31 protein-coding genes, 1 tRNA gene, 2 pseudogenes and 1 riboswitch are annotated in these 24,663 nt (G+C 36.0%); of the genes and pseudogenes, 27 read left to right on the forward strand and 7 right to left on the reverse strand.

What is annotated here, in order from left to right:
* The first annotated feature begins 13 nt into the window (after positions 1-13).
* The 20 genes and pseudogenes from J7Q78_RS01270 to J7Q78_RS10085 all read left to right on the forward strand — a co-directional run.
* Entirely contained in the window at positions 14-1,078 is a 1,065-nt protein-coding gene (locus J7Q78_RS01270) for a hypothetical protein (RefSeq protein WP_208423188.1), read from the forward strand.
* 1 nt (position 1,079) lies between these two features.
* The gene (locus J7Q78_RS01275) at positions 1,080-1,718 is read left to right on the forward strand and encodes a hypothetical protein (protein ID WP_154241891.1); all 639 of its coding nucleotides are present in this window, start codon (positions 1,080-1,082) and stop codon (positions 1,716-1,718) included.
* Between the two features lie 57 nt (positions 1,719-1,775).
* Entirely contained in the window at positions 1,776-2,309 is a 534-nt protein-coding gene (locus J7Q78_RS01280) for a hypothetical protein (RefSeq protein ID WP_208423187.1), read from the forward strand.
* Positions 2,299-2,685, forward strand: a complete 387-nt coding sequence (locus tag J7Q78_RS01285; protein WP_208427744.1) for a hypothetical protein — start codon at positions 2,299-2,301, stop codon at positions 2,683-2,685. Before J7Q78_RS01280 ends, J7Q78_RS01285 begins: the two co-directional genes overlap by 11 nt.
* Before the next feature lies 1 nt (position 2,686).
* Entirely contained in the window at positions 2,687-3,046 is a 360-nt protein-coding gene (locus tag J7Q78_RS01290) for a hypothetical protein (RefSeq protein WP_208423205.1), read from the forward strand.
* 491 nt (positions 3,047-3,537) lie between these two features.
* Positions 3,538-3,768, forward strand: a complete 231-nt coding sequence (locus J7Q78_RS01295; RefSeq protein WP_208423204.1) for a hypothetical protein — start codon at positions 3,538-3,540, stop codon at positions 3,766-3,768.
* Between the two features lie 255 nt (positions 3,769-4,023).
* Complete coding sequence (locus tag J7Q78_RS01300; protein ID WP_208427745.1) at positions 4,024-4,533, forward strand: hypothetical protein; 510 nt, start codon at positions 4,024-4,026, stop codon at positions 4,531-4,533.
* Positions 4,534-5,199: 666 nt separating this feature from the next.
* Positions 5,200-5,625: a hypothetical protein gene (locus tag J7Q78_RS01305; protein ID WP_208423202.1), complete on the forward strand. Its 426-nt coding sequence runs from the start codon at positions 5,200-5,202 to the stop codon at positions 5,623-5,625.
* Between the two features lies 1 nt (position 5,626).
* Positions 5,627-5,905 (forward strand): hypothetical protein, encoded by a 279-nt coding sequence (locus J7Q78_RS01310; RefSeq protein ID WP_208423201.1) that lies wholly within the window; start codon positions 5,627-5,629, stop codon positions 5,903-5,905.
* A gap of 5 nt (positions 5,906-5,910) precedes the next feature.
* Positions 5,911-6,585: a DUF4176 domain-containing protein gene (locus J7Q78_RS01315; protein ID WP_208423200.1), complete on the forward strand. Its 675-nt coding sequence runs from the start codon at positions 5,911-5,913 to the stop codon at positions 6,583-6,585.
* Positions 6,582-7,973, forward strand: a complete 1,392-nt coding sequence (locus J7Q78_RS01320) for a T7SS effector LXG polymorphic toxin (protein ID WP_208423199.1) — start codon at positions 6,582-6,584, stop codon at positions 7,971-7,973. Before J7Q78_RS01315 ends, J7Q78_RS01320 begins: the two co-directional genes overlap by 4 nt.
* The gene (locus J7Q78_RS01325) at positions 7,963-8,685 is read left to right on the forward strand and encodes a hypothetical protein (protein ID WP_208423198.1); all 723 of its coding nucleotides are present in this window, start codon (positions 7,963-7,965) and stop codon (positions 8,683-8,685) included. The genes J7Q78_RS01320 and J7Q78_RS01325 overlap by 11 nt, the downstream gene beginning before the upstream one ends.
* 2 nt (positions 8,686-8,687) lie before the next feature.
* Positions 8,688-9,002 carry a DUF4176 domain-containing protein gene (locus J7Q78_RS01330; RefSeq protein ID WP_208423197.1) on the forward strand — a complete coding sequence of 105 codons (315 nt, stop codon included), beginning with the start codon at positions 8,688-8,690 and terminating at the stop codon, positions 9,000-9,002.
* Positions 9,003-9,405: 403 nt separating this feature from the next.
* Positions 9,406-9,498 (forward strand): annotated as a pseudogene (locus J7Q78_RS01335) (DUF4176 domain-containing protein); the annotation flags it as partial.
* Between the two features lie 107 nt (positions 9,499-9,605).
* Complete coding sequence (locus tag J7Q78_RS10060; protein WP_268911941.1) at positions 9,606-9,740, forward strand: hypothetical protein; 135 nt, start codon at positions 9,606-9,608, stop codon at positions 9,738-9,740.
* A complete protein-coding gene (locus J7Q78_RS01340; RefSeq protein WP_208423178.1) occupies positions 9,724-10,392 on the forward strand; it encodes a hypothetical protein in 669 nt (222 codons plus the stop codon). Before J7Q78_RS10060 ends, J7Q78_RS01340 begins: the two co-directional genes overlap by 17 nt.
* 31 nt (positions 10,393-10,423) lie before the next feature.
* Positions 10,424-10,732: a DUF4176 domain-containing protein gene (locus tag J7Q78_RS01345; protein ID WP_208423177.1), complete on the forward strand. Its 309-nt coding sequence runs from the start codon at positions 10,424-10,426 to the stop codon at positions 10,730-10,732.
* 897 nt (positions 10,733-11,629) lie between these two features.
* Entirely contained in the window at positions 11,630-11,902 is a 273-nt protein-coding gene (locus J7Q78_RS01350; protein WP_208423176.1) for a hypothetical protein, read from the forward strand.
* Positions 11,903-12,727: 825 nt separating this feature from the next.
* Positions 12,728-13,372, forward strand: a complete 645-nt coding sequence (locus J7Q78_RS01355) for a hypothetical protein (protein ID WP_208427746.1) — start codon at positions 12,728-12,730, stop codon at positions 13,370-13,372.
* Between the two features lie 178 nt (positions 13,373-13,550).
* A pseudogene (locus tag J7Q78_RS10085) lies at positions 13,551-13,691 on the forward strand (hypothetical protein); the annotation flags it as partial.
* Positions 13,692-13,795: 104 nt separating this feature from the next.
* Here J7Q78_RS10085 and J7Q78_RS01360 read toward each other — a convergent pair.
* The gene (locus J7Q78_RS01360; protein WP_208422806.1) at positions 13,796-14,626 is read right to left on the reverse strand and encodes a helix-turn-helix domain-containing protein; all 831 of its coding nucleotides are present in this window, start codon (positions 14,624-14,626) and stop codon (positions 13,796-13,798) included.
* 236 nt (positions 14,627-14,862) lie between these two features.
* On the opposite strand from J7Q78_RS01360, the gene J7Q78_RS01365 reads away from it, so the two are divergent.
* The 3 genes from J7Q78_RS01365 to J7Q78_RS01375 all read left to right on the forward strand — a co-directional run bounded on the left by J7Q78_RS01365 (position 14,863) and on the right by J7Q78_RS01375 (position 17,713).
* On the forward strand, positions 14,863-16,233 hold the full coding sequence (locus J7Q78_RS01365; RefSeq protein WP_208422805.1) for a sensor histidine kinase: 1,371 nt from the start codon (positions 14,863-14,865) through the stop codon (positions 16,231-16,233).
* Positions 16,226-16,990 (forward strand): LytR/AlgR family response regulator transcription factor, encoded by a 765-nt coding sequence (locus J7Q78_RS01370; protein WP_154241903.1) that lies wholly within the window; start codon positions 16,226-16,228, stop codon positions 16,988-16,990. Before J7Q78_RS01365 ends, J7Q78_RS01370 begins: the two co-directional genes overlap by 8 nt.
* Positions 16,991-17,284: 294 nt before the next feature.
* Positions 17,285-17,713, forward strand: coding sequence for a GAF domain-containing protein (locus tag J7Q78_RS01375; protein WP_154242265.1), 429 nt, complete (start codon positions 17,285-17,287; stop codon positions 17,711-17,713).
* A gap of 55 nt (positions 17,714-17,768) precedes the next feature.
* Here J7Q78_RS01375 and J7Q78_RS01380 read toward each other — a convergent pair whose 3' ends face one another.
* Both J7Q78_RS01380 and J7Q78_RS01385 read right to left on the reverse strand, forming a co-directional pair.
* Positions 17,769-18,314, reverse strand: a complete 546-nt coding sequence (locus J7Q78_RS01380) for an ECF transporter S component (protein ID WP_208422804.1) — start codon at positions 18,312-18,314, stop codon at positions 17,769-17,771.
* Between the two features lie 10 nt (positions 18,315-18,324).
* The gene (locus J7Q78_RS01385) at positions 18,325-19,299 is read right to left on the reverse strand and encodes a nucleoside hydrolase (protein WP_154241905.1); all 975 of its coding nucleotides are present in this window, start codon (positions 19,297-19,299) and stop codon (positions 18,325-18,327) included.
* Between the two features lie 18 nt (positions 19,300-19,317).
* Positions 19,318-19,362: riboswitch (PreQ1 riboswitch) on the reverse strand.
* A 137-nt stretch (positions 19,363-19,499) separates the two neighbouring features.
* Between J7Q78_RS01385 and J7Q78_RS01390 the strand changes: the two genes are divergently transcribed.
* A tRNA-Ser gene (locus J7Q78_RS01390) sits at positions 19,500-19,590 on the forward strand.
* A gap of 148 nt (positions 19,591-19,738) precedes the next feature.
* Here J7Q78_RS01390 and J7Q78_RS01395 read toward each other — a convergent pair.
* Both J7Q78_RS01395 and J7Q78_RS01400 read right to left on the reverse strand, forming a co-directional pair.
* Positions 19,739-20,341 (reverse strand): nitroreductase family protein, encoded by a 603-nt coding sequence (locus J7Q78_RS01395; protein WP_208422803.1) that lies wholly within the window; start codon positions 20,339-20,341, stop codon positions 19,739-19,741.
* Positions 20,342-20,480: 139 nt separating this feature from the next.
* Positions 20,481-20,669 carry a hypothetical protein gene (locus J7Q78_RS01400; RefSeq protein WP_208422802.1) on the reverse strand — a complete coding sequence of 63 codons (189 nt, stop codon included), beginning with the start codon at positions 20,667-20,669 and terminating at the stop codon, positions 20,481-20,483.
* Between the two features lie 195 nt (positions 20,670-20,864).
* Between J7Q78_RS01400 and J7Q78_RS01405 the strand changes: the two genes are divergently transcribed.
* From J7Q78_RS01405 to J7Q78_RS01415, 3 genes are all read left to right on the forward strand, one after another.
* Positions 20,865-21,845, forward strand: coding sequence for a DUF2785 domain-containing protein (locus tag J7Q78_RS01405; RefSeq protein ID WP_235688027.1), 981 nt, complete (start codon positions 20,865-20,867; stop codon positions 21,843-21,845).
* A gap of 24 nt (positions 21,846-21,869) precedes the next feature.
* Complete coding sequence (locus J7Q78_RS01410; RefSeq protein WP_154241907.1) at positions 21,870-22,517, forward strand: HAD family hydrolase; 648 nt, start codon at positions 21,870-21,872, stop codon at positions 22,515-22,517.
* A 266-nt stretch (positions 22,518-22,783) separates the two neighbouring features.
* On the forward strand, positions 22,784-23,626 hold the full coding sequence (locus tag J7Q78_RS01415) for a helix-turn-helix domain-containing protein (RefSeq protein ID WP_208422801.1): 843 nt from the start codon (positions 22,784-22,786) through the stop codon (positions 23,624-23,626).
* 56 nt (positions 23,627-23,682) lie between these two features.
* Here the strand turns inward: J7Q78_RS01415 and J7Q78_RS01420 are convergent, their stop codons facing one another.
* Both J7Q78_RS01420 and J7Q78_RS01425 read right to left on the reverse strand, forming a co-directional pair.
* A complete protein-coding gene (locus tag J7Q78_RS01420) occupies positions 23,683-24,180 on the reverse strand; it encodes a universal stress protein (protein ID WP_208422800.1) in 498 nt (165 codons plus the stop codon).
* Positions 24,181-24,242: 62 nt separating this feature from the next.
* The gene (locus J7Q78_RS01425; protein ID WP_208422799.1) at positions 24,243-24,518 is read right to left on the reverse strand and encodes a hypothetical protein; all 276 of its coding nucleotides are present in this window, start codon (positions 24,516-24,518) and stop codon (positions 24,243-24,245) included.
* Positions 24,519-24,663: the final 145 nt, after the last annotated feature.

Genomic DNA, 24,663 nt, shown 5'->3' on the forward strand with positions numbered 1-24,663 from the left:
GTTAAAGGGGTTAGTGAATCAATATGCTGGTGGAAGTGTGCCGACAATGGCCGGCTATCAAAGTGGTGGGTTTAATGCAGTGGCCGGCGAAGGCTATGCGGCGGCAGTGGCCGGCGTTACGAATATGAATCAAGCACGATCAGCCGCTGACAAACAAGCCCGTCAAAGTATCGGTCAAATTCGTAAGGCACAAAAACAATACGCGAACGAGGTTAAAAGACAAAAGCGGATTGAAGAGAAAAAACGCAAAGCAGAAAATCGCCAAGCTGGCTGGGCAGACTTAATGATTGATGGTGTTTTTATCTTTGGTGGGGCTATCTTAGCTGTTGCCTCTGGTGGTGCGGCGATGCCGTTAATTTTATTGATTGGGAATATAATGTTTGGGGCCAATACATTATTAACCGATGCTAATAAAATAAGTACTGGTAATGATGAAGGAAACAACTTTCTAAAAGATAAATCACAAAGACTATTCGGGAGAAATGTAGGTGATGTTGTTTATGAGAGTGCAAATTTTGCTTCAGGCATTGTTGGTAGTGGTGGGGCCTATAAGGAGCTCGCTGAAAAAGGCATCGTTGTCGGTATTTCTAAAGGAAGTGAATCAATTTTGTCAGGAATGGATACGGGCATCGGTCAGAAGATTATTGCCGGAATTGGAAACACTAGCAGATCAGTCTTACCGAAGCTTAGTGAAAACGTAACAATGTCAACAGTTGGGAAAGAAGTCGTAAAGACCTATGGCAAAGAAGTCATCGTACAAGGTACTGAGAAAGTAGTAGAGAAAGAGGTGACAGATCCAGCTTCTGAAGTGGCCGAGAAGTTCGTAGAAGATGGGGTTTACGAAACAACGGGAAATAAGTTTATCTCTGAATCAATCGGAAAAACTGTTGAAAACGGCATGAAAAAAGGGACAGGAAAAGCTAGCGATAAAGTAATTAATTCATCAAATGAGTATGTAAAACATTCACTTGAAAACACAGTTGAAAATGCGAAATTAAATCAAGCTCAATCAATTATCAAGACGTTGGGGCAACAAAATGGACAACGTGAATTTGGAAAGTATAAGGGTGGTTATTAATATGGGCAGTATCGTAATTTATTATTTTTTATTTGGTCGTCAACACCAATCAAAAGAATTTTTGATTAGTAAGATGGTTATTTATATAATTCTTAACATTGGTGTCGCCATTTGGTCGTCATTAAAGAATGTTAATGATGAGACAATTAATGGAAAGAAAGGGCAACAACAAACAATCAGTGATCTAAAGCCCATAAGTCTAGTAGGAACAGTAGTAATTTGGTATATTTCGATGTTTGGTTTTGGTAATAATTTAGATACATTAATCAATCCAAGTGTTGATTCAAACATAATGGGAATGTGTATAACGGGATCCTTGACAATTTTTGGATTTATCTGGATGGTTAGTGCCTGGTATATATTATTAATAAATATTAAGAAAAGCGATAAAACACCAGAAGAAAAGATCCGTTTTTACTTAGATGATAATCGGACATGGAATGGTGGCATAACTGGTTTTGTAATATGTATGGCAGGGGCTTTTATGTTCATGGTAACATTACCAACAAAACCAGCAACGAAGGAATTTGAATTTCATCCAGTAGAATTATCAGTAGCGCTAATAGTGGTTATAGGAACCGTTTACTTGAGCGTTAAAGTACCAAAGTGGTTCCGTAAGTACGCAGAACGTTTTATCTAAAGAATCATAGACCAAGTCCAAATGGCTTGGTCTTTTAAATAGGACAAATAATCTGATTTGCATAGAATTGATATGGAAAAGGTAGCTGCAGTAATTGAAATGGTCGCAACTGCAGTCGCTGTCGAAGGAACAGCCAAAGCCGAAGAAATCGTGCTGAAAAACGAGCGGATGGCAATAGAAGGCGAGAAAGCCACGGCTAAAAGTGAAAAAGTTATGTCATCAGTTGAAGCAGAAGGCAAGGCGTTTAACGCTATTAAAGGTTCAGATAACGCAGATTCTGTAATGCTTGGAAAGTACGATGGTGGTGGTTCTACAAACTATGTGACTAAAGCAAATGAATTTAATTCTCAATATTTTGACTTGGATGATTGGAGTCAACTTAGCTCAGAATATAGCGATTCTGAAATTTGGAAGATTAATGAAAAATTTTTAGATATTCAAGTGGGTTCGGGTAGAGATATTCTTTTCTCACATAATTTAAAAGAGTTTATTATTAATAACAATTCGTTTTACTCTAAGGAAGTGAATTATTTATTAGATCATGGTTTTAAAATAGAAAAGTATGGAGATGTTTGGCGGCTTGTTAGATGAAAAAGATTTTATTAATGAGAAATACTTAGGATTCACAGAAGCTACTTTTTTTAAGATATTTGGAGATGAATTAATTTTAAAAAATAAAACTTTTTCTAATCATAATGCTGGAATGGGATATTTTAAATTGATTTACCTTTATCCAATATATGGTTATGAAATTACTTTTGAATACGAAAATCTCCTATTTACGATAAAGATAAAATACGGTTCATTTGTGTGTTTCTTATTAAGTTTTCATGAGGAATTAAATAATAGATTAGATGAACAGGATATATTCAAAGCAATTAAAGCTTTAAAAAAAGATATTCAACAAAATAACTTAGAGTTTTATAAAATTACCAAAAGCGGTGATTATAAGAGGGTGAAAAAATAATATGAATAATAAAGCAATTTATGATGATTTACGGTCTAAGGCATTAGAAATACAACCTGAAGATTTAGGAATTAGATTAGAGAATGAGACGCAAGTCTATGCGGCTTTAATTGATTTTAAAACTAATAATAGGCTAGTCACATTATTCTGTACGATTAATGGTGATGTTAGTCTTTATTTTAGTGATGCCGTTCCAGCTATTGGATTAGGTCAGAGTGAGTTAATTCAAAAGAAAGCTATTTCGTTTTTAATCAGTTCAGGGCAGACAATTCCGTATTTAGCTAAAATGAATCATTCGTCTGATTATGATAAAGAACGGGTGTTTTTGCTAGCCGAAAAAAAAATACACACTATCGATTAATCAAAACGACAAAGATAAAATAAGTCAGTTTTTAGATTTTTTAATCCAGAATATCATTTCTGAAATTAAAAAATCAGAAGAGTTATAATGTGATATATTTCAATACAAAGGTGTAGTTTGGAGACAGTCGACATTGGAATGATTGCAAGGACTGTAAAACCAAGTCTACCTAATGTAGGTGGTCAGTCAACAAATTACATTCGCATTATAATAGATAAAGTAGGTAATTTGGTTACTACGTATTCAATACCAAAACCGTAGGAGAATAAGCATGAACGAAGAAATTGTACAGTTGTATAAAAGCTTTAAAAAAAATGAACTTTGAATATTTTCAGAAAATTGATTGAATATATCAATAAGTATGACCTCAATTTTAGAAATTTTGTTTTTGAAAACAATTTAAATAGCATTGAAAAATTTAAAGAAGATGAATTTTATCTAGGGCTACAGATGATAATTTAGAAGGGTGGGCATCATTTTGTGCAAGAGAGATGCTCAAAACAACTGAAAAAGAGATTTGTGGCAATGTAATTCATATGTTATGGGATGTTGCTACATTTATGACAGAAGAGTTATGTCCAAGTTGTCAAGATGCTAATTTAAAAATTCCATCTTCTACAGATCAAACGATTATTTACAAAACTTGCGATAATTGCTTAGTCACAATAGAAAACGATAAGTATGTTGAAAGACCGAAAGAAATGATACCTGCAGCCAAATGACAAATAAAAATTTTGTTGGAAAAATGATAGATTTATGACTGTGGAAGTAAATTGTATATTAGTAAATTATAAAGAACGCTCCAGTTTTTCCATGCTATTTTGCTAGATTTTGAAGATGAAAAAAGAAGTTTTAGAAGAATAAATTCAAATATTAAAGTAAAAAGGTATGTTCTCTATATTCAGTCGAGAACATACCTTTTTTTATTAGTTACTTAAAGATCAAAAGGAACAGCTAAAGCCGAAGAAGAAATCGTGATGAAGAACGAGCGGATGGTAGCTGAAGGTGAGGAAGTCAGTGCGGCTAACGTAACTTCAAAATACGATGATTTATATACTTATAAATATAATGGAGATGACAATCCAGGACCATTAAATAAAGTTAGAGAGCAACCAAATAATAATTTTTATGGTGGCAGATATGATATGGAGGTTTTAAAAGAATCGAAAGTCTACTATAGAGGTGGAGATTCGACAAGTCCCTTAGGACAGTGGTTCACAGAAACACCACCTAGTTCAGTAGCAGATATTCGAATCAATTTGGCAGTAAAACCTCAATGGTTAGATAAAAATGGGACGTTAACGGGAACATCCACCATAGATACAGTCTATAAGGTTGAGATACCAGCTGGTACAACAATTTACAAAGGACTAGTAGGGAGCCAAGGTGGAATCTATCAAGGAGGATTAAATAATAATCAAGTATTTATTCAAAATCCATGGCTTTTAGACAAAGTAAATATTTTAGGGAAGCAACCATTAAAGTAGGATAGGGTGAGTTATGTGGAAACTGAACTTGAGATTAAAACTGTAGTACAACAATTATTATTACTTTTAATAAAATATGATAATGGGAAAATCAATTATCAAATTCAGAAGTTAAAAGATATAAATGAAATTTTAGATTCAGATATTAAGAGTTCGAAAAAAAAGAAATATTAAAAGATATGTCGAAGAATATTTATCCCCCTCAGGGAGGATTAACCGATTTTATGTTTGGGATAATGATAACTCAAAAAGAATAGAAATCAATCAGTCCATCAGTGCATTAAATGATAAACTTTGGAATTTAATAAAATAAAAAAGGCACCTACTACTCGATGGGAATCGAAAAAATAGAGCCTTGACTAGAAAAAGGTCGGTTTAAATTATGCGATTAGAAGATGCTTTCAGAAGGTTATCTAGGATTGTTGTTCGAACCATGCGCGTAAAGTTACACTAAGTGAATCCTCATTAATTGATTATGTTGGCACAATGACAATTTATATGGAGACGGTTATAGCACAAAAATATCGTTTTTGTGAGGCTAATATAACGTTTAGTACATAATGTTGACAGTTTGTATCAGAGTATATATTGCGCAATGAATATTTGATATAGTATATATTGGTGAAGGTGCTTTACGATTATTAATCATGGGAGGGATTTCGATTTATGACTGACGATAAAGCGGCACAGAAGCAAAAACAAAGTGCAGCTCAGAAAGCAAAGCTTATCGCGGCTAAAAATAAGAAAAAAAGTATTGATGCGCAGATTGAAGAACTAAGGGTGGTAAGACGCAAAATTCTAGTACTTAATGGGCAGCTCAATCGCTATCGAGAACAAATGTCTCGGTCATTATTGCAGCCAGATGCGAATTTTAAAGGAGATCGTCGTGATAAATTCGATGCAAAAATAAACGATACTATAGCAACGATTGGTCTTATCGAGGCTAAGCATGTTTATAATTGCGGTTTAATCGAAAAGAAAATTATGGCGCTTCAATATGAATCAGATGGTTTAATGGGTATTATAGGAGAAATAAATCGGGTGATAGGTTCATTGTCTTCTGAGATTAGTTCGTTATTAAGGGGAAATTGATATGGCAACTAAAACAGGAACAAAATTAGATCAGTGGCAACGAGAAATCATTGGTCTTAAGCAATTTGTTAGTGAAGTTAGTACAGTTAAAGATACGTCGGTAACTAAGACGGATATGGAAGCTTTTAAGGAAATTCATGAACTTTCAAAAAATTTTAATACATCCTTGAAACAATTTAAAGCTTATGTAGATGCAGATGGTACCAAGATGATGAAAGCCGCTAAAAATAAGCACGAAGATGATCGTCAAGGTGCTGCGACGATGCGTAAAGGAGGTTAATTGCAGTGGATAAAAATGACCTGTGGCGAATTACTCTCGAAAGAAGTTTTAAAACGGAAAAATCTATACAAGATTATTTAACCATTGGCACGATGTTAGGTACCCAGAAATCGCTATTTAAACAACTTTACCTGGCTTATCTTAACCAATTATCTTCGTTTGAACATAAATCAATGCTTGGTGCAAAGATGAATGTTCGAATGGATTATCAGCAGCGCAGCGTTGTTATTAGCAGAGCAGAACAAAAACTAACGTTTACGTTTAAAGAATTCCAACAATTTATGGCGCTAATTGATGCTGTCTTTGGTGAAATATATCCAATCGGTACAGTAGTCGAATTGGACGAAGCGTTGCTACCCAAAGAAACAGAACAATTCATGACAGATCCTGACGACGGGCTACTGGTAGTATTACATGCCAGAAAAATTCCATTAGAGGAAGACCAACAACTCGTTGATTATGTGGGTACACTATGGCCTTTTGGGATGATGCCTGATGTTGAGCCATTATTTATCAATAATCTAATGATCAAAAGAGTTGTCGCGTTGGGGTTAACCAATGATTATGAAGCACAATTCACCTGGAATGGCTTAAGGATGAGTCAAATTCGAGGACAACGTTATTCATATGTTTTTAGTGACTTATTTGTAGAAACTTTTGAAAAGGAGTCTGAAGTATGAAAATTAATATTGCGGAATTAGAAACGCTCCAGGACTCACTTGACCGTACACAAAAGAAAATTCAAGGTCAGTTGCAAGATGCGCAAAAAGCTGCTAAGAAAGTGGTGAATGGTGACGCACTATCTGGTAAGGTGAAAACAGCGATTAACGCTGACATCAGTAATCATCAGCTACCGATGCTAACCAACTATTACGATGCATTGCATTATCTAAGTCAAACATTAACTGAACGACTGACAGCTTTTAAATCTGGTGTCAACGAGCACAGTAGTTCAGCCGTAATCGATACGGAGAAGCTTGACGCATTAGAGCGGAAGCTATCAGAAAAGGAAACTGATTATTTTAAACTTGGAGGGCAATTTAATCAGGCATACTCACAAGCAGCGGGCATTATGAGTTTTGATAAGCCGAATGCTAAGAAATTAACCACTGATTTTAATGCGGCAAAAAAGGTATTAACGAATACGAAAAAGGATATGGCTTCTTTCGTAACCAATGTTAGAGCGTCTGCAGTAACTGCAATTTTAGATAAACAAGCAAGCGAATTAACACGTGTCAGCAATGCTGTATCGCTAAGTTACACGAGCCCACAAGCACTATCTATATATGGTAGTCAGGACTTCAAAAATGCGACAAAGGCCCAACATTTATCAGTTAAAACAGCTGAAAAAGCGGCTTTGAAAGCACATAAGCGAAGGATTGCGAGAGAGGGTTACTTAATAGCAGCGATTCGTGGCGATTTAACAAATAAAGAAGCTAGTCGTTTTAATAAAAAAATAAATACTTTTTGGGGAATAGCGTCACCATTTATTCAAGATGGTATTTTAAATGGAATAGAAAAAGTATTTGATAAAACAGCATCAGTACTTAAAGAGATTTATGATAGTGGGAGCCCATATTTATCAAAATATTTATCTGAAATAATGGTTGTAGCAACAAGAATGAAAAACATTAGTAAGGGAGTACCTATTGTGGGTGGTGGTTTTGTTTTCTATGATGACTACAAGAAAAGTCATGATTTGGGGCAAGCAATTACACATACTGCTGTTAATACAATAACCGGAATTTTCATTGAAGGCGGAACAGGAATATTTTCTGCTGCAATAGAAGTCGGGAGTGTAGGTACAGGCACGCCTCTAGCGGCTGGAGTGGCGGTCGGCGGATTTACGATTAATGTTGGCACTCAAGTAGAAATCGATAATTTTTTTGAAGAGGTTCCTATGAATACATGGCAAGATAGGATTAGTGAAGCTTTTAGGATACGAAAAGAACTAAATGAGAAATATATTTATAGTGATCATAAATTATCTGAATATGAAAAGGATTATTTCAGAAAGTATTCTGGGAACCCAATGGATACGTATAAGGGGCTTACGAATGGAAATTAAAGATATTGAAAATAATAACTGGAATGTCATTAATATTTTTAGATTAGATGATATTAAAAACTATTGTGTGGTCAGAACTATCAATAATGAGTGGTTTCTGACTTCTTCGTATATACCGTGGTATGGTGTCTATAATTTTTTATTAGGTAGTAATACGCGAAACTTAATGGCTTTGACACCAAGGCAAGTTGATTGTCTGCCAATTCAAATTAAATCACAATCTGTAAGCGAATTAGGATGGCGATATATTCTAGGAATTTTATGTCTTCCATTGATGTATTTTGTGAGTTTATTGATTCCTAATAACGCACTATATCAAGCAGCTTTTATTTTTTTAGGTATGGTAGTTGGATTTTCTTATAGATATTGGTCTTTAAAAAGAGACGAGAAGAAGAATGGCATTATAAACCAGTTTAAAGTCACACACACAATGAAAATACGGTCGAATTTAACAGGGATTTACGTTGCCTTAATGATTATTTTGGTTTTATTTTTAGTTATTTTTAAACCTCTCAGAATGGTATCCATGATTCCGGTTGTATCAGCAATGATTTCGATTTCTTACGGATCAATTGGGAAAATTCCAACTTATAAAAAAATCGAACCAATACTGCCAACAAGCTTTTACCGATGGTCTGAATGGGGAAATACTGAGTTGATTGGCGTGGATGATCCATCAGAGGGGTTAATGCCAGTGAGAAAGGATGGGTAGCAATGAATGAAATTGATGGACTTAATTATTTGCCTGTTGGGACAATCGTAAAATTAAAAAAAGGAAATATGAGGGTTATTATTATCGGGAGAATCCCTTTATTTGAGGATTCGAATGATAAAATCTCTTTTTATGATTATATAGGTGCAATTATGCCAATGGGATTTGATCTAAATCATTCGATATACTTTAACAAAATTGATGTTGATCGAATTGTTTATAGAGGTTATGTAGATGAACTAGAGATTAATTTTCAAGGTGATTTAGATAAGTGGCTAAGTTCAAATAATGAACGATTACAAAAACGTCAGATTTAATAGGTTGTTATAACTTGTACAATTAGGGTGGCTACAATTAGTAAAGCTTTAGTTCGATCAATTAAGATGTTGAGCTAAAAAATGGTCAGCGTTAGTTTGTGGGAGAATAAAGGAGTTACTAGTATGGGTGGCGTTATAAGCATAATCAAGTGAGTAATCAGAAGGTACTATTCAAAGTATTCTTATTTCCAGTAGGGGTCAAAGCAAAGCTATTGTTATTTGCAGGCTTTATTGTATATATTACTTTTATGATTTATGGATTGCTACTTTTTAGAGGCTAGTTTAGTTCTATTTATAGTTGGACTATTATTTTTAATAATGTATACGTATTTAAATATGCTGACGATTAAAGATACAAAATATGTAGTAAAAATAACTGATGATATAAGGAGTAATTAAAATTATGTTACCAATTGGATCAATTATTTATTTAAAGGAAGGCTCACGAAAGATTATGATTTTAAATAGAGGCCCGGTTATTGAAGAAAATAACGAATTGGAAGTATATTAACTTTTTGTGCAGATTTTAATGAACGTCACAATATTGGGAAAGCTATAGTTTCAGGTGTGATAGCAGAAACTATATATCAGAAGATTCCAGTAGTGCACGAATTAGTTGATTCGGTAGGAAATGCTATTACAAAACAATTTAATAAAACAGCCAAGGAGGATGAAAAAAATCCTGGCTATATAATACCTAAAATAAACGGAGGTTATCAATTTGTTTCTACAAAATAAAATAGTAGTAATTGCTCAACCAAATAAACGTTATAGGTTAGTTGAGTCGAATCAAAGATTCTTTCTGATTGACTGTGGTAATTATAAAAAAATTGCAACTTATTTCCCTGCCTTAATGTATTACGGTATTGATGGTTATGAATTGACAAAGACTGAAGCAAACGAAATAACAGAGATGTCTAAGCAATTAGGTACTGAAAAGGAAATAAAATCGAAAAATAAAATGGCATATTATAGTAGCTTGTGGTTGGTGCCGGTATCAGTCATTCTGTACAGTGTTCTGAATAATATTATCTTGTCAGATCTAGTTTTAAGGGTCGGAATTTCAGTTATATTAGTAACTACATTTTGGTTACACGCAATTAAATTGAAAGGAATGGCTGAAATTGCTTTTAATAAACCATTGGTTAAGTTCTATCCTAAATTTCGATATCAATTAAAATCGAACTTTTCGCAATTTATTGGATATTTGATATTTTTCTTAGTTCAAGGAGGAGCCTGCCTACTTCTATTGTTGGGTTTAATTGGTATTTTAAGGTTTCAATTAACTTCCTGGGTAATTATAATGTTTTGCTCGTTTTTTCCGATAGCCTTTATATATGGCGATGCAGCGAAGAGTGAATTTCCTTTTACATGGACCGAAAATAGTTAAATAACTGTACTAAATAAAAAGGTGGATGACAATGAATAATAAAATATTGCCAATTCGCACATTAGTATACTTAGATGAAGAAACTAGTCTTATGGCTATTATCGGAATTGGTCAGTTAATTAAGCAAAACGAGGCCGATGAGAAACTAACTTATTTTGATTATGTTGGTGTTGTTTATCCGCAGGGACTTGTTTCTGAAGAATTATATTATTTTAATCAAGATAATATCTCAGAAGTTGTTCGCGAGAGTTTAGTGAATGAACAACATGAAAGATTAATTGTAGCAATGGAAGAATGGAAAAAAGATAACGCTGATCAGTTTATTAAGGGGAAGATATAAGTTAGTTATATAAATAAAATGATGAGCCCGGTTAACAAGACTCCTTGTGTACATAGGAGTTTACAAATGGATCAAACCGAGAAAATGTCAATATTTAAAGTGAGCGGAACAAACAACTTCTTTGTTATCAGAAATAGAGAAGATGAATTCTTTTTAACCACTGCCCTGAATCCTTGGTAGGGGTTTTATAATTGTCTTTTGGCAGTGAACACTAGATATGTTATGAAGTTAACTAATGAACAAATAGAGCAACTCTCTTTAAAATAAATTAATGATGAACCAACTAAGTATTGGCTATTTTGGTTAGTATCTATATTGGATATTTTATTTGAAATACTTATTGACGCAAATTTGTCAGTAACAGTGTTCTTCTGGCTAAGCGTCGTATTAGGAATTCCGTTAGGATTACAATTTAGAAAAGTAACCTTAAGAATGGATGCTAAAAGAAATCCTGTGATTAATTCATTGAAAGTGACACATACGATCCGAATTAAAACTAATGGTCAATCCAAAATAGTTTTACTAATGAGTATTTTTTTAAGTCCGTTAATTGCAATTGTATGGTGGCGTTTACCGCTAGTATCACCCATTGTGGGAGTGGCATATGGCGTCATTTGTAAGATGCTATCGAGGGTTCCTATCGAGTCTAATATTCCGAATAGTTTTTTCAGATAGTCAAAATGGGGGGAAAAACTGAAATCATTGAGGTGGATAATCTATCTGTGATGATGAAACCGAAGAAGCTATGAAGCGATGTTAGCCAGCTTTTTTTGATATATACCATGTCTTAATATAGCTCTAAGTGATAGTTTAAGTGAAAAAGGAATCGTTGTTGGTATTTCTCAAGACAGTAGGTCAGTTCTTTCTTCAATAAATAAGGATTTTGGGAAGAACATAGTGTCGGGAATCAGTAATTCAAGTAAATCAGTTCTTCCAAAAACAGCTGAAGGTGTCTCGGTAGCGACTGTCGGTAAAGAGGTTGGTATAGGACTTGGTTCAGTTAAGGATAAAGTTATCAATGCCACAATTGATACTACTAAAACGCATGTCGAAAATTCTCTGAAAAACACCGTGGATGGCGCTAAGATAAATCAAGTACAGTCGATTATTGACGTAATTAATCAACAGAATAAAGAACGACAATTTGTATCTAACTTAGGAAGTTTGTGATATGGTTTTTCTCACAATATTTGATTTTTTCTTTGGTAATCCACTACAATCAAAATTATTTTTAATCGTTAAATTAGTTGTATACTTGATTATTTGTTTAGTAAGTATTGTCTGGCCTGCGTTAAAGAATGTTAATGATGAAGCGGTTATGGGAAAAAGGATGAAGGACAGGATATTGCCAATTTAAAAATAAAAAGCATTTTAATTACAGTAATAGGTTGGTTATTATCAACAATTGCTTTTGCAACAAATCTTAATATGTTAATTAATCCTAAGTTGGATTCAGATATACTAGATATGGCGTTATTTGGAACGACTTTTATGTCCGGATTTTTAATGATGGTAATTTCTTGGTCTATATTAGTTTTTAATATTAAAAAAAGTACCAGGTTACCTGAAGAAAAAGTTTTATTTTCGAGTGTGGAATGAAGGACTCACGGGACTTATGGCATGTTTAGTTGGTGGCTTAATGCTGGTAGGTGTTTTAAAGTTACATTATTATCCTGTGGTAAGTAATAAATTTCATATTTCGGAATTGATTTTTATTGTTTTGTTATTTGGAATTCCAGGTTCTCTATTTGTTAAAATCCCCAAATGGTTGCGTAAATTTGCCGAACGATTTATTTAAATCTCAAGTATCTTATCAGCTTGTTTTTTGACAATAAAATCAATATAGTTTAAAAAACGGGAATCTTAAGGCAGCAGCTATCGAAATCATTTTTTGTAGTAATGATTGGAGATAGTCGTTAATAGTGTTCTGAGCTATTTAGGTTTGGGACTATATTAAATAAAGATTGAAAACAAATCTAAAGGGTGGTTATTAATATGGGCAGTATCGTAATTTATTATTTTTTATTTGGTCGTCAACACCAATCAAAAGAATTTTTGATTAGTAAGATGGTTATTTATATAATTCTTAACATCGGCGTCGCTATTTGGTCGTCATTAAAGAATGTTAATGATGAGACAATTAATGGAAAGAAAGGGCAACAACAAACAATTAGTGATCTAAAGCCCATAAGTCTAGTAGGAACAGTAGTAATTTGGTATATTTCGATATTTGGTTTTGGTAATAATTTAGATACATTAATCAATCCAAGTGTTGATTCAAACATAATGGGAATGTGTATAACGGGATCTTTGACAATTTCAGGATTTATTTGGATGGTTAGTGCCTGGTATATATTATTAATAAATATTAAGAAAAGCGATAAAACACCAGAAGAAAAGATCCGTTTTTACTTAGATGATAATCGGACATGGAATGGTGGCATAACTGGTTTTATGATGTGTATGGCAGGGGGAGTCATGTTCATCGCTGTTGTTTCCCTATACCTTGATCCAACACCGCCTACTAATGAATTTCATATTACGGGATGGATATTTATTATTTTATTATTTGGTATCCCGGGCTACTTGCTTGTTAAAGTACCAAAATGGTTCCGTAAGTATGCAGAACGTTTTATCTAAAGAATCATAGACCAAGTCCAAATGGCTTGGTCTTTTGAATATCACAAATAATCTGAGTAAAAAATGCATGAAAATAATGCTTGGGGGATGACAGATAAAATAGTATGTGGTAAAAATAATGAATGATAAAAGGAGTAATTAAAATTATCTTACCAATTGGTTCAATTATTTAAAGGAAGGTTCACGAAAGCTTATGATTTTAAATAGGGGCCCAGTGATTAAAGAAAATAACGAGGATGTTTTCTTTGATTGTTCTGGGTGCTCATATCCGATAAGATACTATTTTGTTATTTTATTATCTAAAATAGATGTATTGTAATAGAAGTTAGCAGGAAATAGGCCTGCTTTAAAAGGGTTTATCGTAACTAATTTGTCCGCTAAAAACCCCCACTATACCATGTTGTATAGTGGGGGTTTACTTTATTATTTTAAATTATTGATTTGTGATGTAAGTGAATTATTTTTGAGGTATTTAGAAAAAATAAAGGCGGTATTCAATGCTTCAGTATAATCAGCATTAGTTTGCTTTAGTGCTAAGGCCTTTAGGTAATAAAGATAATCAATTTGACTAATAAGGCGGTTTTTCTGACTTAGTTTTAAGGCATTATCAATCAATTCTATAGCATTTTTAGCATTGTGTTCGTTAATCATATATTCTGCCGTATGACGTGTTGCAAATAGAATGCGCTGTACATCAATTGAGTTCACTCGACCAACTTGATGAATAAACTTGATATTATTATCAAAATAAAAGCTGGCTAAGTCTTCACCTGCTTCTTGATAAATAAGCCCCATTCCAGTATTTAATAGCAATTTGAGAGTAGAGCTATCGTCAATAATTGAAGCTGTAAAAGAATTATAAGCTGAAAAAATTTGTAATTCAGATTTATGATCAAGATAGCTTAAGTAGCCTTGGAAAAAATAAAAAATAGCTGGGTAGGGCTTATTGGATGCCGTAAAATCAATATCTTTGATAATATCGATAGCTTGTTTAGGATCACCAGCAAGAAGGGCAGACTCGGCCGTAATAACACCTTCGTCACTAGCCGTATCCAGCGCGTTAAACTCTGTGAAGAGCTCATTTAAAGTAATGTCTAATCGAATACAAATTTTAATTAAGATTGGAATTGTCGGTGGTAAATTCTTCTTCTCAATCTTACTAATTGTATTTTGGGTACAGATTCCAGCTGCAAGTTCAGATTGTGTGAGCTGTTTCTTTAACCGTTTTTGATGAATTATTTGGCCTAAAAACATGATTAGCCTCCGAATAGTAATTATATATATAGATTTATGATTAATTATATACGTTTAAAACAAATATGTACACGTTTATGACATTCAAACCAAATTTTTTTAATTAGTGATAGAATTAGCATGTGGTTTGTGCAGGGTGTTCACCATACGAAAGGAGGTGTATGATAATGATGAATGGTATTCAAAATTTAATTTTTTGGTTCTGGAATTAAGCATTGGAGTTAGGAGTTTTACGTATGACTATGCCACTATTGATGCAGGTCGTAATCAATCTAAGTACGTTTAGTTCATTTTTAATATTAATTTTATTTTTAATTGGAGCACTAAAACAAGAAAATCCGAAGAACATCATTATTAAAGTAGTATTCGGCATTATTTTCGTTCAGGGAATGGATTTAATCGTTGGTGATTTTTTGGAAGAACTATGGTTAATCCTGGCGGCGATTGGTATTTTTGGTTGGATGAATGGTTTTGATAAACTAAGTCATCTTAAAACCAACTATGAGTTACTCATCGCTATTTTTTTAAGTTACTTAATCGTCATGTTTTCATCGGTTATGACGACTTTGGGCCTGATTGGTTATACACGATTAAATGGGATTAATAAACTTGCACAACTACATTTTACTTGGATTATGGTCGGCTTAATTATGCTTAGCCAACTTATGATTGCTGCAGGTTCTGGCATATTAGTTAAACGATTGTATCAAATTATTAAGGCTTATATCGTATCTAATGGGATACGAGTAGCTGGACTAATTTTAACGGGATTCACATTATTTGTGGGTGCCGTTATTGTGCTTTTTGACGAGTTTAAACGTGCCAATTTACCAGCGCAATACTTATACCTAGTTTTAGGCATTGTTTTAATATTAATGATACTAATTATTATTGGAATGTTATTGTATACTAAGGCGGCGATTCAACAAAATAAAGTGAACTTAGAACAAGAAAACCAAAGAAGTTTAACATTATACATCGATCAGCTTGAGCGTAACTATCAGGAAGTTCGTAAGTTTCGCCATGATATTGCCAATGCGTTACTCGCTTTAGAAGTGATGATTAATGAACGCGGTGATTCGGTTTTAGTACAAGATTACCATGCGCTGTTGACGCACTATAATTTTGATACGATTCAAGATCAGGCAATTGGCCGGTTTCAAGACATTAATAATGCCTATATCAAAGGCATTATTTTTAGTAAGTACATTGAAGCGCATAATAAGCGAATTTCGTTTAATTTAGAGGTGCAACCAGCATTATTTAAGCAACACCGGCAATATTTTGACGAATTACGGATATTGGGGATTTTTTTGGACAATGCAATTGAAGCTGTGGCCCAAGTACCAGAGGGCCAAATCAGTGTCAGTTTATTTGAACAAAATAATAAAACCGTTTATAGTGTTAAAAACACGATTACTGAACCGGTTGAATTTGGTAAAATTTATCAATCAGGTTATTCAACTAAAGGAACCAATCGAGGGATTGGCCTTGCAACAGCTAAGGAAATAACGGATGCTCGTCAGGATTTTCACTTGATTTTAAAACAAGATGGGGACTATTTTGTAGCAATGTTAGTAGTTGAAATGGAGGAAACGCATGGTTAACATTTTTTTATGTGATGATGAACAAGTTTTGTTGGAAAGTTATGGAGAGATCGCTACTCAACATATTCAAGCGGCTAATTTGGATGCAAAAGTTCGTTTAAAAACGAGAAATGGTTATGACCTGCTAATCTTATTACAAGAAAGTAAAACGCAGGGGGGCGTATACTTTTTAGATATCGATTTAGCTAACGATGATATCGACGGGATTGAACTGGCACTTAAAATTCGTGAACTCGATCCATATGCGCAGATTGCGTTTATTTCAACCCATGATGAATTATTAATGGAAACGATTCAAAGACGAGTTAATGTTTTGAATTTCATCTTCAAGGATAGTGGTTTAGATCAAGTTCGCCAAGAGATCCAAGCGACAATTGATGATGCACTTAAACTACGTGAACAACAAGTACCAACTGAAGATGAACCGGCTTATTTTGAATACAATAACGGCTTAATGTTTGAAAGAGTTGCGTTAGATGACATTAACTATTTTGAAACGGCACATAAAACGCGGCATGTCTTTTTACATAGTGACAGCAGTTTAATTGAATTTCCGGGGCGAATAGTAGCTATTCAAGAACAGCTACCGCACTTTTATCGGGTCCATAAAAGTATTTTGGTTAATTTGGACAAGATTGTCCGCATTGATAAGGAAACGCATCAAATTATCTTTGACAACGGGGATACATGCGATGTTGCTTATCGAAAAATTGACCAATTGATTAAATTAATTCAACGGTCAAGTGCTAAAAAGTAAGCAACACTAGCTAATTCAGACAGATACTTGACAGACAGCCGCTAGGATTAATTAGTACGCGCCTGACCTGCATGCAAAAATATTTTTACCTGGGGGAGTACCAGCAGGGGGATTGGCGCCCAATTGCGCGAACAAGCCGTTGCTATTTTATAACAGAAATAAAAACGATTTTCCAGTCAAAAATTAAGGCTCATTTTTGAGTTGCTAACGTGGTAAGCTTCCACTATAATAGCTTGAAAAGAGGAAGTGATTGCGCTGTTTAAATCAAAGGAAGCCAAAATTGATGCTTACGAGATGCTCTTGAAGCAACAAGCTGCTTTGCTAACCGGTGAAACGAATCTAATTGCCAATCTAGCAAATTCTTCAGCATTATTAAAGCAGATATTACCCGAGACGGTCTTTGCGGGGTATTATCTGTATCAGGATGCTGAGTTAATCTTAGGCCCATTTCAAGGAAATGTTTCGTGTATGCACATTGCACTAGGTAAAGGGGTATGTGGTGAAGCAGCCGCAAAACAAACGACGTTAATTGTCAAAGATACAACGCAACATCAGAATTATATTGCTTGTGATTCGGCCGCGCGTTCCGAGATTGTTGTGCCAATGATGCAGGCGGAGCAACTAATCGGGGTTTTAGATCTTGATAGCCGAGTCGTTGAAGCTTACGATGAAATCGACCGGGATTATTTAGAACGGTATGTCGCTTTATTGATGCAAAATTAAAAAAGCAAATGCGCTACTAACGTCAATTAGTAGCGCATTTGCTTTTTTGGATTGCTTAGAGTGTCTTAATCTGTTTTTTCAGATGCACGCAGACTTGGGTCACAATGATAATTGTTAAAAGTCGGTCCAGATAATCGGTACCGGCTTGAACCAATGTAATGCTGATAAACTGATTCAGTCCTAGACCACTTAGCAGTTGTACAATCAAGCTTGATCCTGAAGAGGTGATGCCATGGAACAAGAAATAAGTAATTAATGAACTGACAATTGTGCCAGGAATGGCGACGCCTAAAGCGACAAGCGGTAACTCGCGTTTTTTCCATTGATGGTGGTATAAGAACCATCCGGCGAGTAAGCCGGTTAATAGACCATCTGGCAAGTAATAAAGTGCGAATAAATCCGTGGTAACGCCGCTGATGATACTACTACAGGTGGCCGTTAAAGCCCCAGCTAGAGGACCTAATACGACGCCAGCTAAAATGGTGCCAATGCTGTCGAGATAGATTGGTAATCGTAAAAATAGGGCAATGTTAGCACCTACGTAATTGAGGGCAATTGCAAGTGCTAGGATAGTTAGATGTTGCGTTTTAATTTTTCGCATAATGAGTTCCTTATCTAAGTTTTGGTAAGTCCGTTTTAATGAGTGATGCTTGTGCATTTAAAACGACGGTTAAAAACTGTTCAAAGAAACGAGTCGTATCCACCTCAGTTAAAATGAGGCTATTGGTAGGACGATGCCAGAAATCAAACCGGTCAACTAGTGTTTGGCCAATGCTAATGCCGGTTGTTTCGACGGTGGTGTAGCTTTCAAAGCCGCTACAAAGAGTTGGATCGATGAAATAGGCGACTGCCAGTGGATCGTTGATTACACAACCAATAATGTGCTCATACTGCCAATGAAAATCAAAATAAAACTGAGTGATGGCTTTTAGATAGTCACCAACTTCAGGATTAATGCGTTGACAGTAAGCGAGTAACGTTGGCGTGAAGACAATTTCACGTGTGACGTCTAACCCGACCATTTCAATTTTTTGCTTGAGCTGTTCAAATACTAATAAGGCGGCATCTGGATCACTCCAGTAATTGAATTCGGCAACTGGGGAACAATTACCGTGACGCTTATAGGTACCACCCATTGAGACGAAGCGGGCACAGTGCCGACCTAAATCTGGATTGAGCTGGAGGGCCGTTGCAATGTTGGTCAACGGGCCAAGGGCAATGATACTGATGTCGCTTGGTTGATTAAAAGTAGTTGCTAAAAAATCAGCGGCAGACTGTTGTGCCGGTTGAGTAGTGGATAGGCGTGGGATGTGGCTGTCACCTAAACCATCTGTGCCGTGTGTATCTTGCGCACTAACAAAGGGTTTATGGAGCGGCCGCTCCGCACCGACGTAAACGGGAATGTCTAGTCGCCCGAGACGTTCAAGACATTTAAAAGCATTGTCCACGCCGATTTGAACAGGAACGTTGCCGCAAACAATGGTAATTGCAACAACTTCAACAGCTGGCGATTGAATGGCCAAATTCAATGCGAGCGTATCATCGATGCCTGGATCGCAATCAATAATGATTTTGCGAGATTGCATTTATTTCTAACCTCCTTGAGATTCTTAGTTTTTTATTCTGGGAAGTTTCCGAACCAGTCCAAGTAGTCTTACTTGATTTTAAATGCACCCCTCCATGATACCGACTTGGTTGCCGAGTGTAAATAGCAGTTATTTAAAAAAACACGCTTGACAGTGTTTAGCGAACTTGGTATTATAATAAACGTCGTAAGATTTGATATGGAGAATTACCCAAGTCTGGCTGAAGGGAACGGTCTTGAAAACCGTCAGGTGGGTTCTGCCCACGCGAGAGTTCGAATCTCTCATTCTCCTTAATTAGAAAAAACGGTTCGCAATTTTGCGAACCGTTTTTTAGTGCCCGCAATCGCAGACTGTTTGTAGTGCGTGATCGACAGTTAAAGGTGAGCAGCAAAAAACGCTAGACCAAAATTCGTTTGGCTCTAGCGTTTTAGTAGTAATTTTAGTTTGAATATGTTTGGAAGCGACTAGCATCAGTATTGTATTCTTTAGGATCTGCTGGCTTTTCAATTGAGCCAAATGGCATTTGGGCGCGGAGTTGCCAGTTTGATGGGATGTTCCATTTTGAAGCAACGGCTTCATCAATTACGGGGTTATAATGTTGTAAGCTAGCCCCGATATTTTTTTCTGTGAGCGCTAACCAAGTAGCGTATTGCGCCATACCTGTAGCCTGTTCTGACCAAATAGGGAAGTTTTCGGCATATAAGGGAATGTTGTCTTGAAGTTGCTTGATAACAGCTTGATCTTCAAAAAACAAGATTGTCCCAACACCTGCAGCGAATGAAGCCAGTTTAGCTTGTGTACTTGGGAAGTTTTCAGCAGGTGTTAAGGGCTTTAAGGCTGTTGCTGTGATATCATTCCAAAGTGTTTCATTTGCTTTTCCAAAGAGAACAATAGCGCGTGAACCTTGTGCGTTAAAAGCAGTTGGTGTTTCTTGAATGGTTTTGAAGATTAATGCTGATAATTCAGCTTCGCTCATTGAAACGTTTTTGCCAAGTGTATAGATTGTCCGGCGAGTTTGTTGTAAAGCGAATAAGTCTGTCATGTTTATGGCCCCTTTATGAAATCGTTTTTATCAGTGCATGCAAATAATATAACATACTTATTAAATGTAAGCAATGAAAAACGAAATACTTGGTTTGTATTTCGCAACTAACGTTATTTAAGCTGATTGTATTTAACAATTATAGAATAGACTGCAGTTTAATGGGCAATTCAGATTTTGGAATGGCTGCCCAAGAATCAATGAAGCGATCCCACTGCTGGGCAAGATCGTTGCCGTCTAACGCGTTTTCAGTTGTGGCTGAACCAATAATGGGACCGCCGATAATGATTAACCCAAGTAAAAAAAGAAATAAAATAATTTTCTTCATGATTAAAACTCCTTGAATTGATGGCTTAATTATATCAAGCGCGAAACAGCATTAATTCAGTCGAAAGATGGCATTTATTCTGGGCGAGGTAACGATTTTGTCACATAGCGCCAGTTTAAGGATTGATAGTTTATGTCTGTGGTCGAATGCATTATAATAGTTAGTTATTAGGTGTTTTTCAGTAGAGAGTGGGTGATGATGATGAAGGAAGTTCAAAATGTGGTGCAACAGTTAGACGCGCTTCGAAGTGCGCTGATTAAAGGGGACATCTATCAATCAATTCCGGAAAAAGTATTGGCCATCATGGATAGTGTCCATTATAAGGCACGGCGGACACATGTCGTGGTTCCTGAGGACAACGCGTCGGTCTTACAGCGAATCACAGTAATTGATGAACGGCTGAAAGCCAAAGGGAAAGAAGCGACCATCAGCGATAAAGAACTTGATGATTTATTAAAGCATCTTGCAAGTCCAGACGCCCAAGTCCGTGATAAAGGCGTTTTTTACCTTTTCAATCGGCTACTACGGCAGACGGTTTTAACTCCGGCCCAGTTGATTTGGGTCAAGGATCGCTTGTTACAAGATGATTATTTATTCGCACATATTTTAGAACCTGAAAATGACGCTGTTTTTTTACGCTCGTTTAGCGCGATGTTTCTAGCAGGGATTTTGTACGCCAATCGCACTTTTTACCACACATTAAGCGCGACCGAACTATTGGCAATTGAACGACGGATAATGGCTTATACAATTATCGAGTTAGATGCACGGGGATACGTTGACGGTAAAGGTTGGGCCCATGCAATGACCCATATCATCAATGTCTGGTCTGAGCTTAATGAAGCTCCTGAAATCCAACGTGCGGATAAGATTTTGATGATGACGATTGTGCTACAGGCGTATCGTTTCTCCGATCACGCCCTTGCATATGGTGAAGATAGTCATTTGGCGAACGTTTTAATTAGTTTAATGAACAAGCACCAACTCTATGTCGATTACTGCTTAATCGTCTTACAGGAGTGGCAACGTTCGTTGTTGACGATGTCGCCACAGGACACGGTTGGTTTTTGGAACCGGTGGTATAACCGGAACCGGTTTTTACAGTCATTGTTACTCCAACCTGAATTACCAGATAAGATTGCAGATTACTTGCGGAAGATTTCAGATTTATTTTAATTAATCAGATAGGATTGAGATGAGATGACAGTAAAAGGGGTTATTTTTGACGTCGATGGTGTTTTAGTCGATAGTGAGCCGTATTATTTTGAGCAACGGTTAGCGTTTTTGAATGCAATTGGGGCGCGGTTAACGGCAGCCGAAAGTCGTAAACAAATTGGTTCCAATATGAATGCTGTTTTAAAACAATTGTTTCCCAATCATACGACGTTAGAACGGGCAGCCATTAAAAACGGCTACACGTCGTATAAAGCGGCCCATCCAATCGCTTTTAAAAATATTATGAACCCAGATGCCAAACCATTATTAGCAACTATTGCGCCGATGTATCAAATCGGCTTAGCATCAGCTGGTGAGCGTGGCATTATTCAACAGATGTTATTGGAGACCGCATTAGAACCGTATTTTGAAACGGTTGTCAGCGGCGCGGAAATTGCCCATAATAAACCGGCACCAGATGTCTATTTAGAAGCCCTTAATAAAATGCATCTGGCCCCAAGTGAAGCAGTTGCGATTGAAGATTCAGCGCTTGGCATTCAAGCGGGGAAGGCGGCCGGCTTAACTGTGATTGCCCTAAAGCCATTTGATCGACGTTTTGTGATTGATCAATCAGCAGCGGATTATCAAATTGAATCATTGAAAGAAGTCCCGGCAATATTGGCAACGTTATAAAAAACGGCTTCCGCTGCAGGAAGCCGTTTTTTTTCGAAGATTGAATAGCACCTTAATAATTAATTGTAGATAAATGTTTGGGAATATTTAGTATGTGGTGTAAAATACTTAATTAATAAAAATAAGTAATGCCACATAACTAGTCCATAGAGTATAATAAGTGTAATTAGTAGCGTCGTTGCTAATTGGTGTAAATTACTTAATTGGGTTACATTTTCCGGGAATTAATTTTAAATTAAATAATGATGTAATTGGAGTATTTAATAATGAGAATATTAGGGGATAAATTAAAGCAAATCCGTAAAGCGCGGGGGATGTCTCAAGCAGAGTTAGCTGATGGGATTTGTACGCAAGCAACAATTAGCTTAATTGAGAAAAAAAACCAGGTGCCAAGCACCAAAATTTTGTTGGAAATTTGTCGACGGCTTGAAATTACGCTAGATTCAGTGATTGTACAAGAAGACGATCAATTACACGGCCTGTTGAGTCGTATTCAGGCATTATTATTTACCAATGAATTCAAAAAAGCACATGATTTGATTCAGCAGATTTATACGAATCAACTGGACAAAGCGGATGATTACAAACGGTATTATTATTTCCAAGGTCAAATTAAGTTGTTGCTTGAAAATAAACCGGACGACGCGCTTTTCTTTTTCAACCGGGCATTTAATCAGTATGTCGTTTCTCAGACTGATGCTTACGGAATTCTATGTATTATTGGTATCAGCAAGTCTTATTTGATGAAAGGCGCTTTGGAGCGTGTACGGATTTATGCAGAACAAGCTGTTGAAATGCTAGAGCGCTCTGATTTACTCGCTTTAACCGATTTTCAAGTGGAGTTGCAAGTTTATAACGATTTAGCAGGAATTCTTTTTGAATTAAAGGATTACGAAGGGGCGATTAAGTATGCTCAGCTTGCGATTGATGAAGCAATTAACCAGCAAAGTCTCTACTTACTTGATGCCTTATATTTCATTCTTGGTCGTGCAGAACACGCGCTTCATCGCGAGAATGCCTTACAGGATTTGACGGTTGCTAAGACTTTGGCGCTAATTCGGCATCATCCTGAGATTATTTCACAAGTTGATCAACAATTGGCTGAATAGGCGATTAATCACAAAAAAAGCCGGGACACAGGGGTCCCGGCTTTTTGATGATTCATTTATCCTTCTTCAGATCCAATGCTACTATGTTTCTTGTTAAGTGTTTGTTTATTATCTAAATCTGTCCGCACAACGAGCACGTCGCAAACGGCGGTCCGAGTAACGTATTCTGTTACTGAACCAATCAAGAGACGTTCAACGGCATTTAAGCCAGTTGCCCCAATCATGATTAAATCAATATTCTTCTTTTCAGGAACTTCGCGGGCAATTAAGCTCTTCGGCGCGCCATATTCAATGCTATAGTCAACATCTTTTAAGCCAAGTTCATTGGCAGTCACAATATATTCGGCCATCGTTTTCTTAGCCGTTTCTGTGACTTGTTCGACCATTGCGGAATCAAAACTGGAAATATTTTGGAAGGCGCGGGTATCAATGACGTGAATCAAATGAAGCTGTCCGTTATTCCGAAGGGCAACCTCAACTGCTTTACGGAAAGCAAGTTCAGCTTCATAAGAACCATCAATTGCGACTAAAATGTGCTTGTATTGTTGTAACATTGTCATCACCTCATTTAGTTTTACACCTTTATTGTACGCTAGTTCAGTGCCAAAAGTAAATCTTAAAGGTTAGTGGCAAAACTAAGGCCGACTAAGCCTGCGATTAAACTGGCGGCAACGAGTGGCAATAGTGTCCAAGCGAGTGGCAATAGCCAGTAAATCAAAGCGCCGCAAATAGCTACACCGATAAGTGCCAGCCCTGAAAAATACATTATCCGACCCAAATGCCGGTTTTCAGTTAAATCAAAGAGTAGAAACTTCTTGTCTTGGTAATAACATAAAATCGCACCAAGTAGGGCGATAATAATTAAAAAAACGATAATGGCGATTTGAATCAATGGACAACCTCCTAAAATAATCAACAAAAAAGGGCCAACGTAAACGTTAGCCCGGTCAAAGTCGTTGGACTTTGGGAAATCTAGTGGTGCCGTAGATGCTTCCCGATAGTTGAGCCCGCTAGGAAATGCAGGTGGGTCAGATTAT

It is taken from the genome of Latilactobacillus fragifolii, assembly GCF_905332535.1.
Lineage (GTDB): Bacteria > Bacillota > Bacilli > Lactobacillales > Lactobacillaceae > Latilactobacillus > Latilactobacillus fragifolii.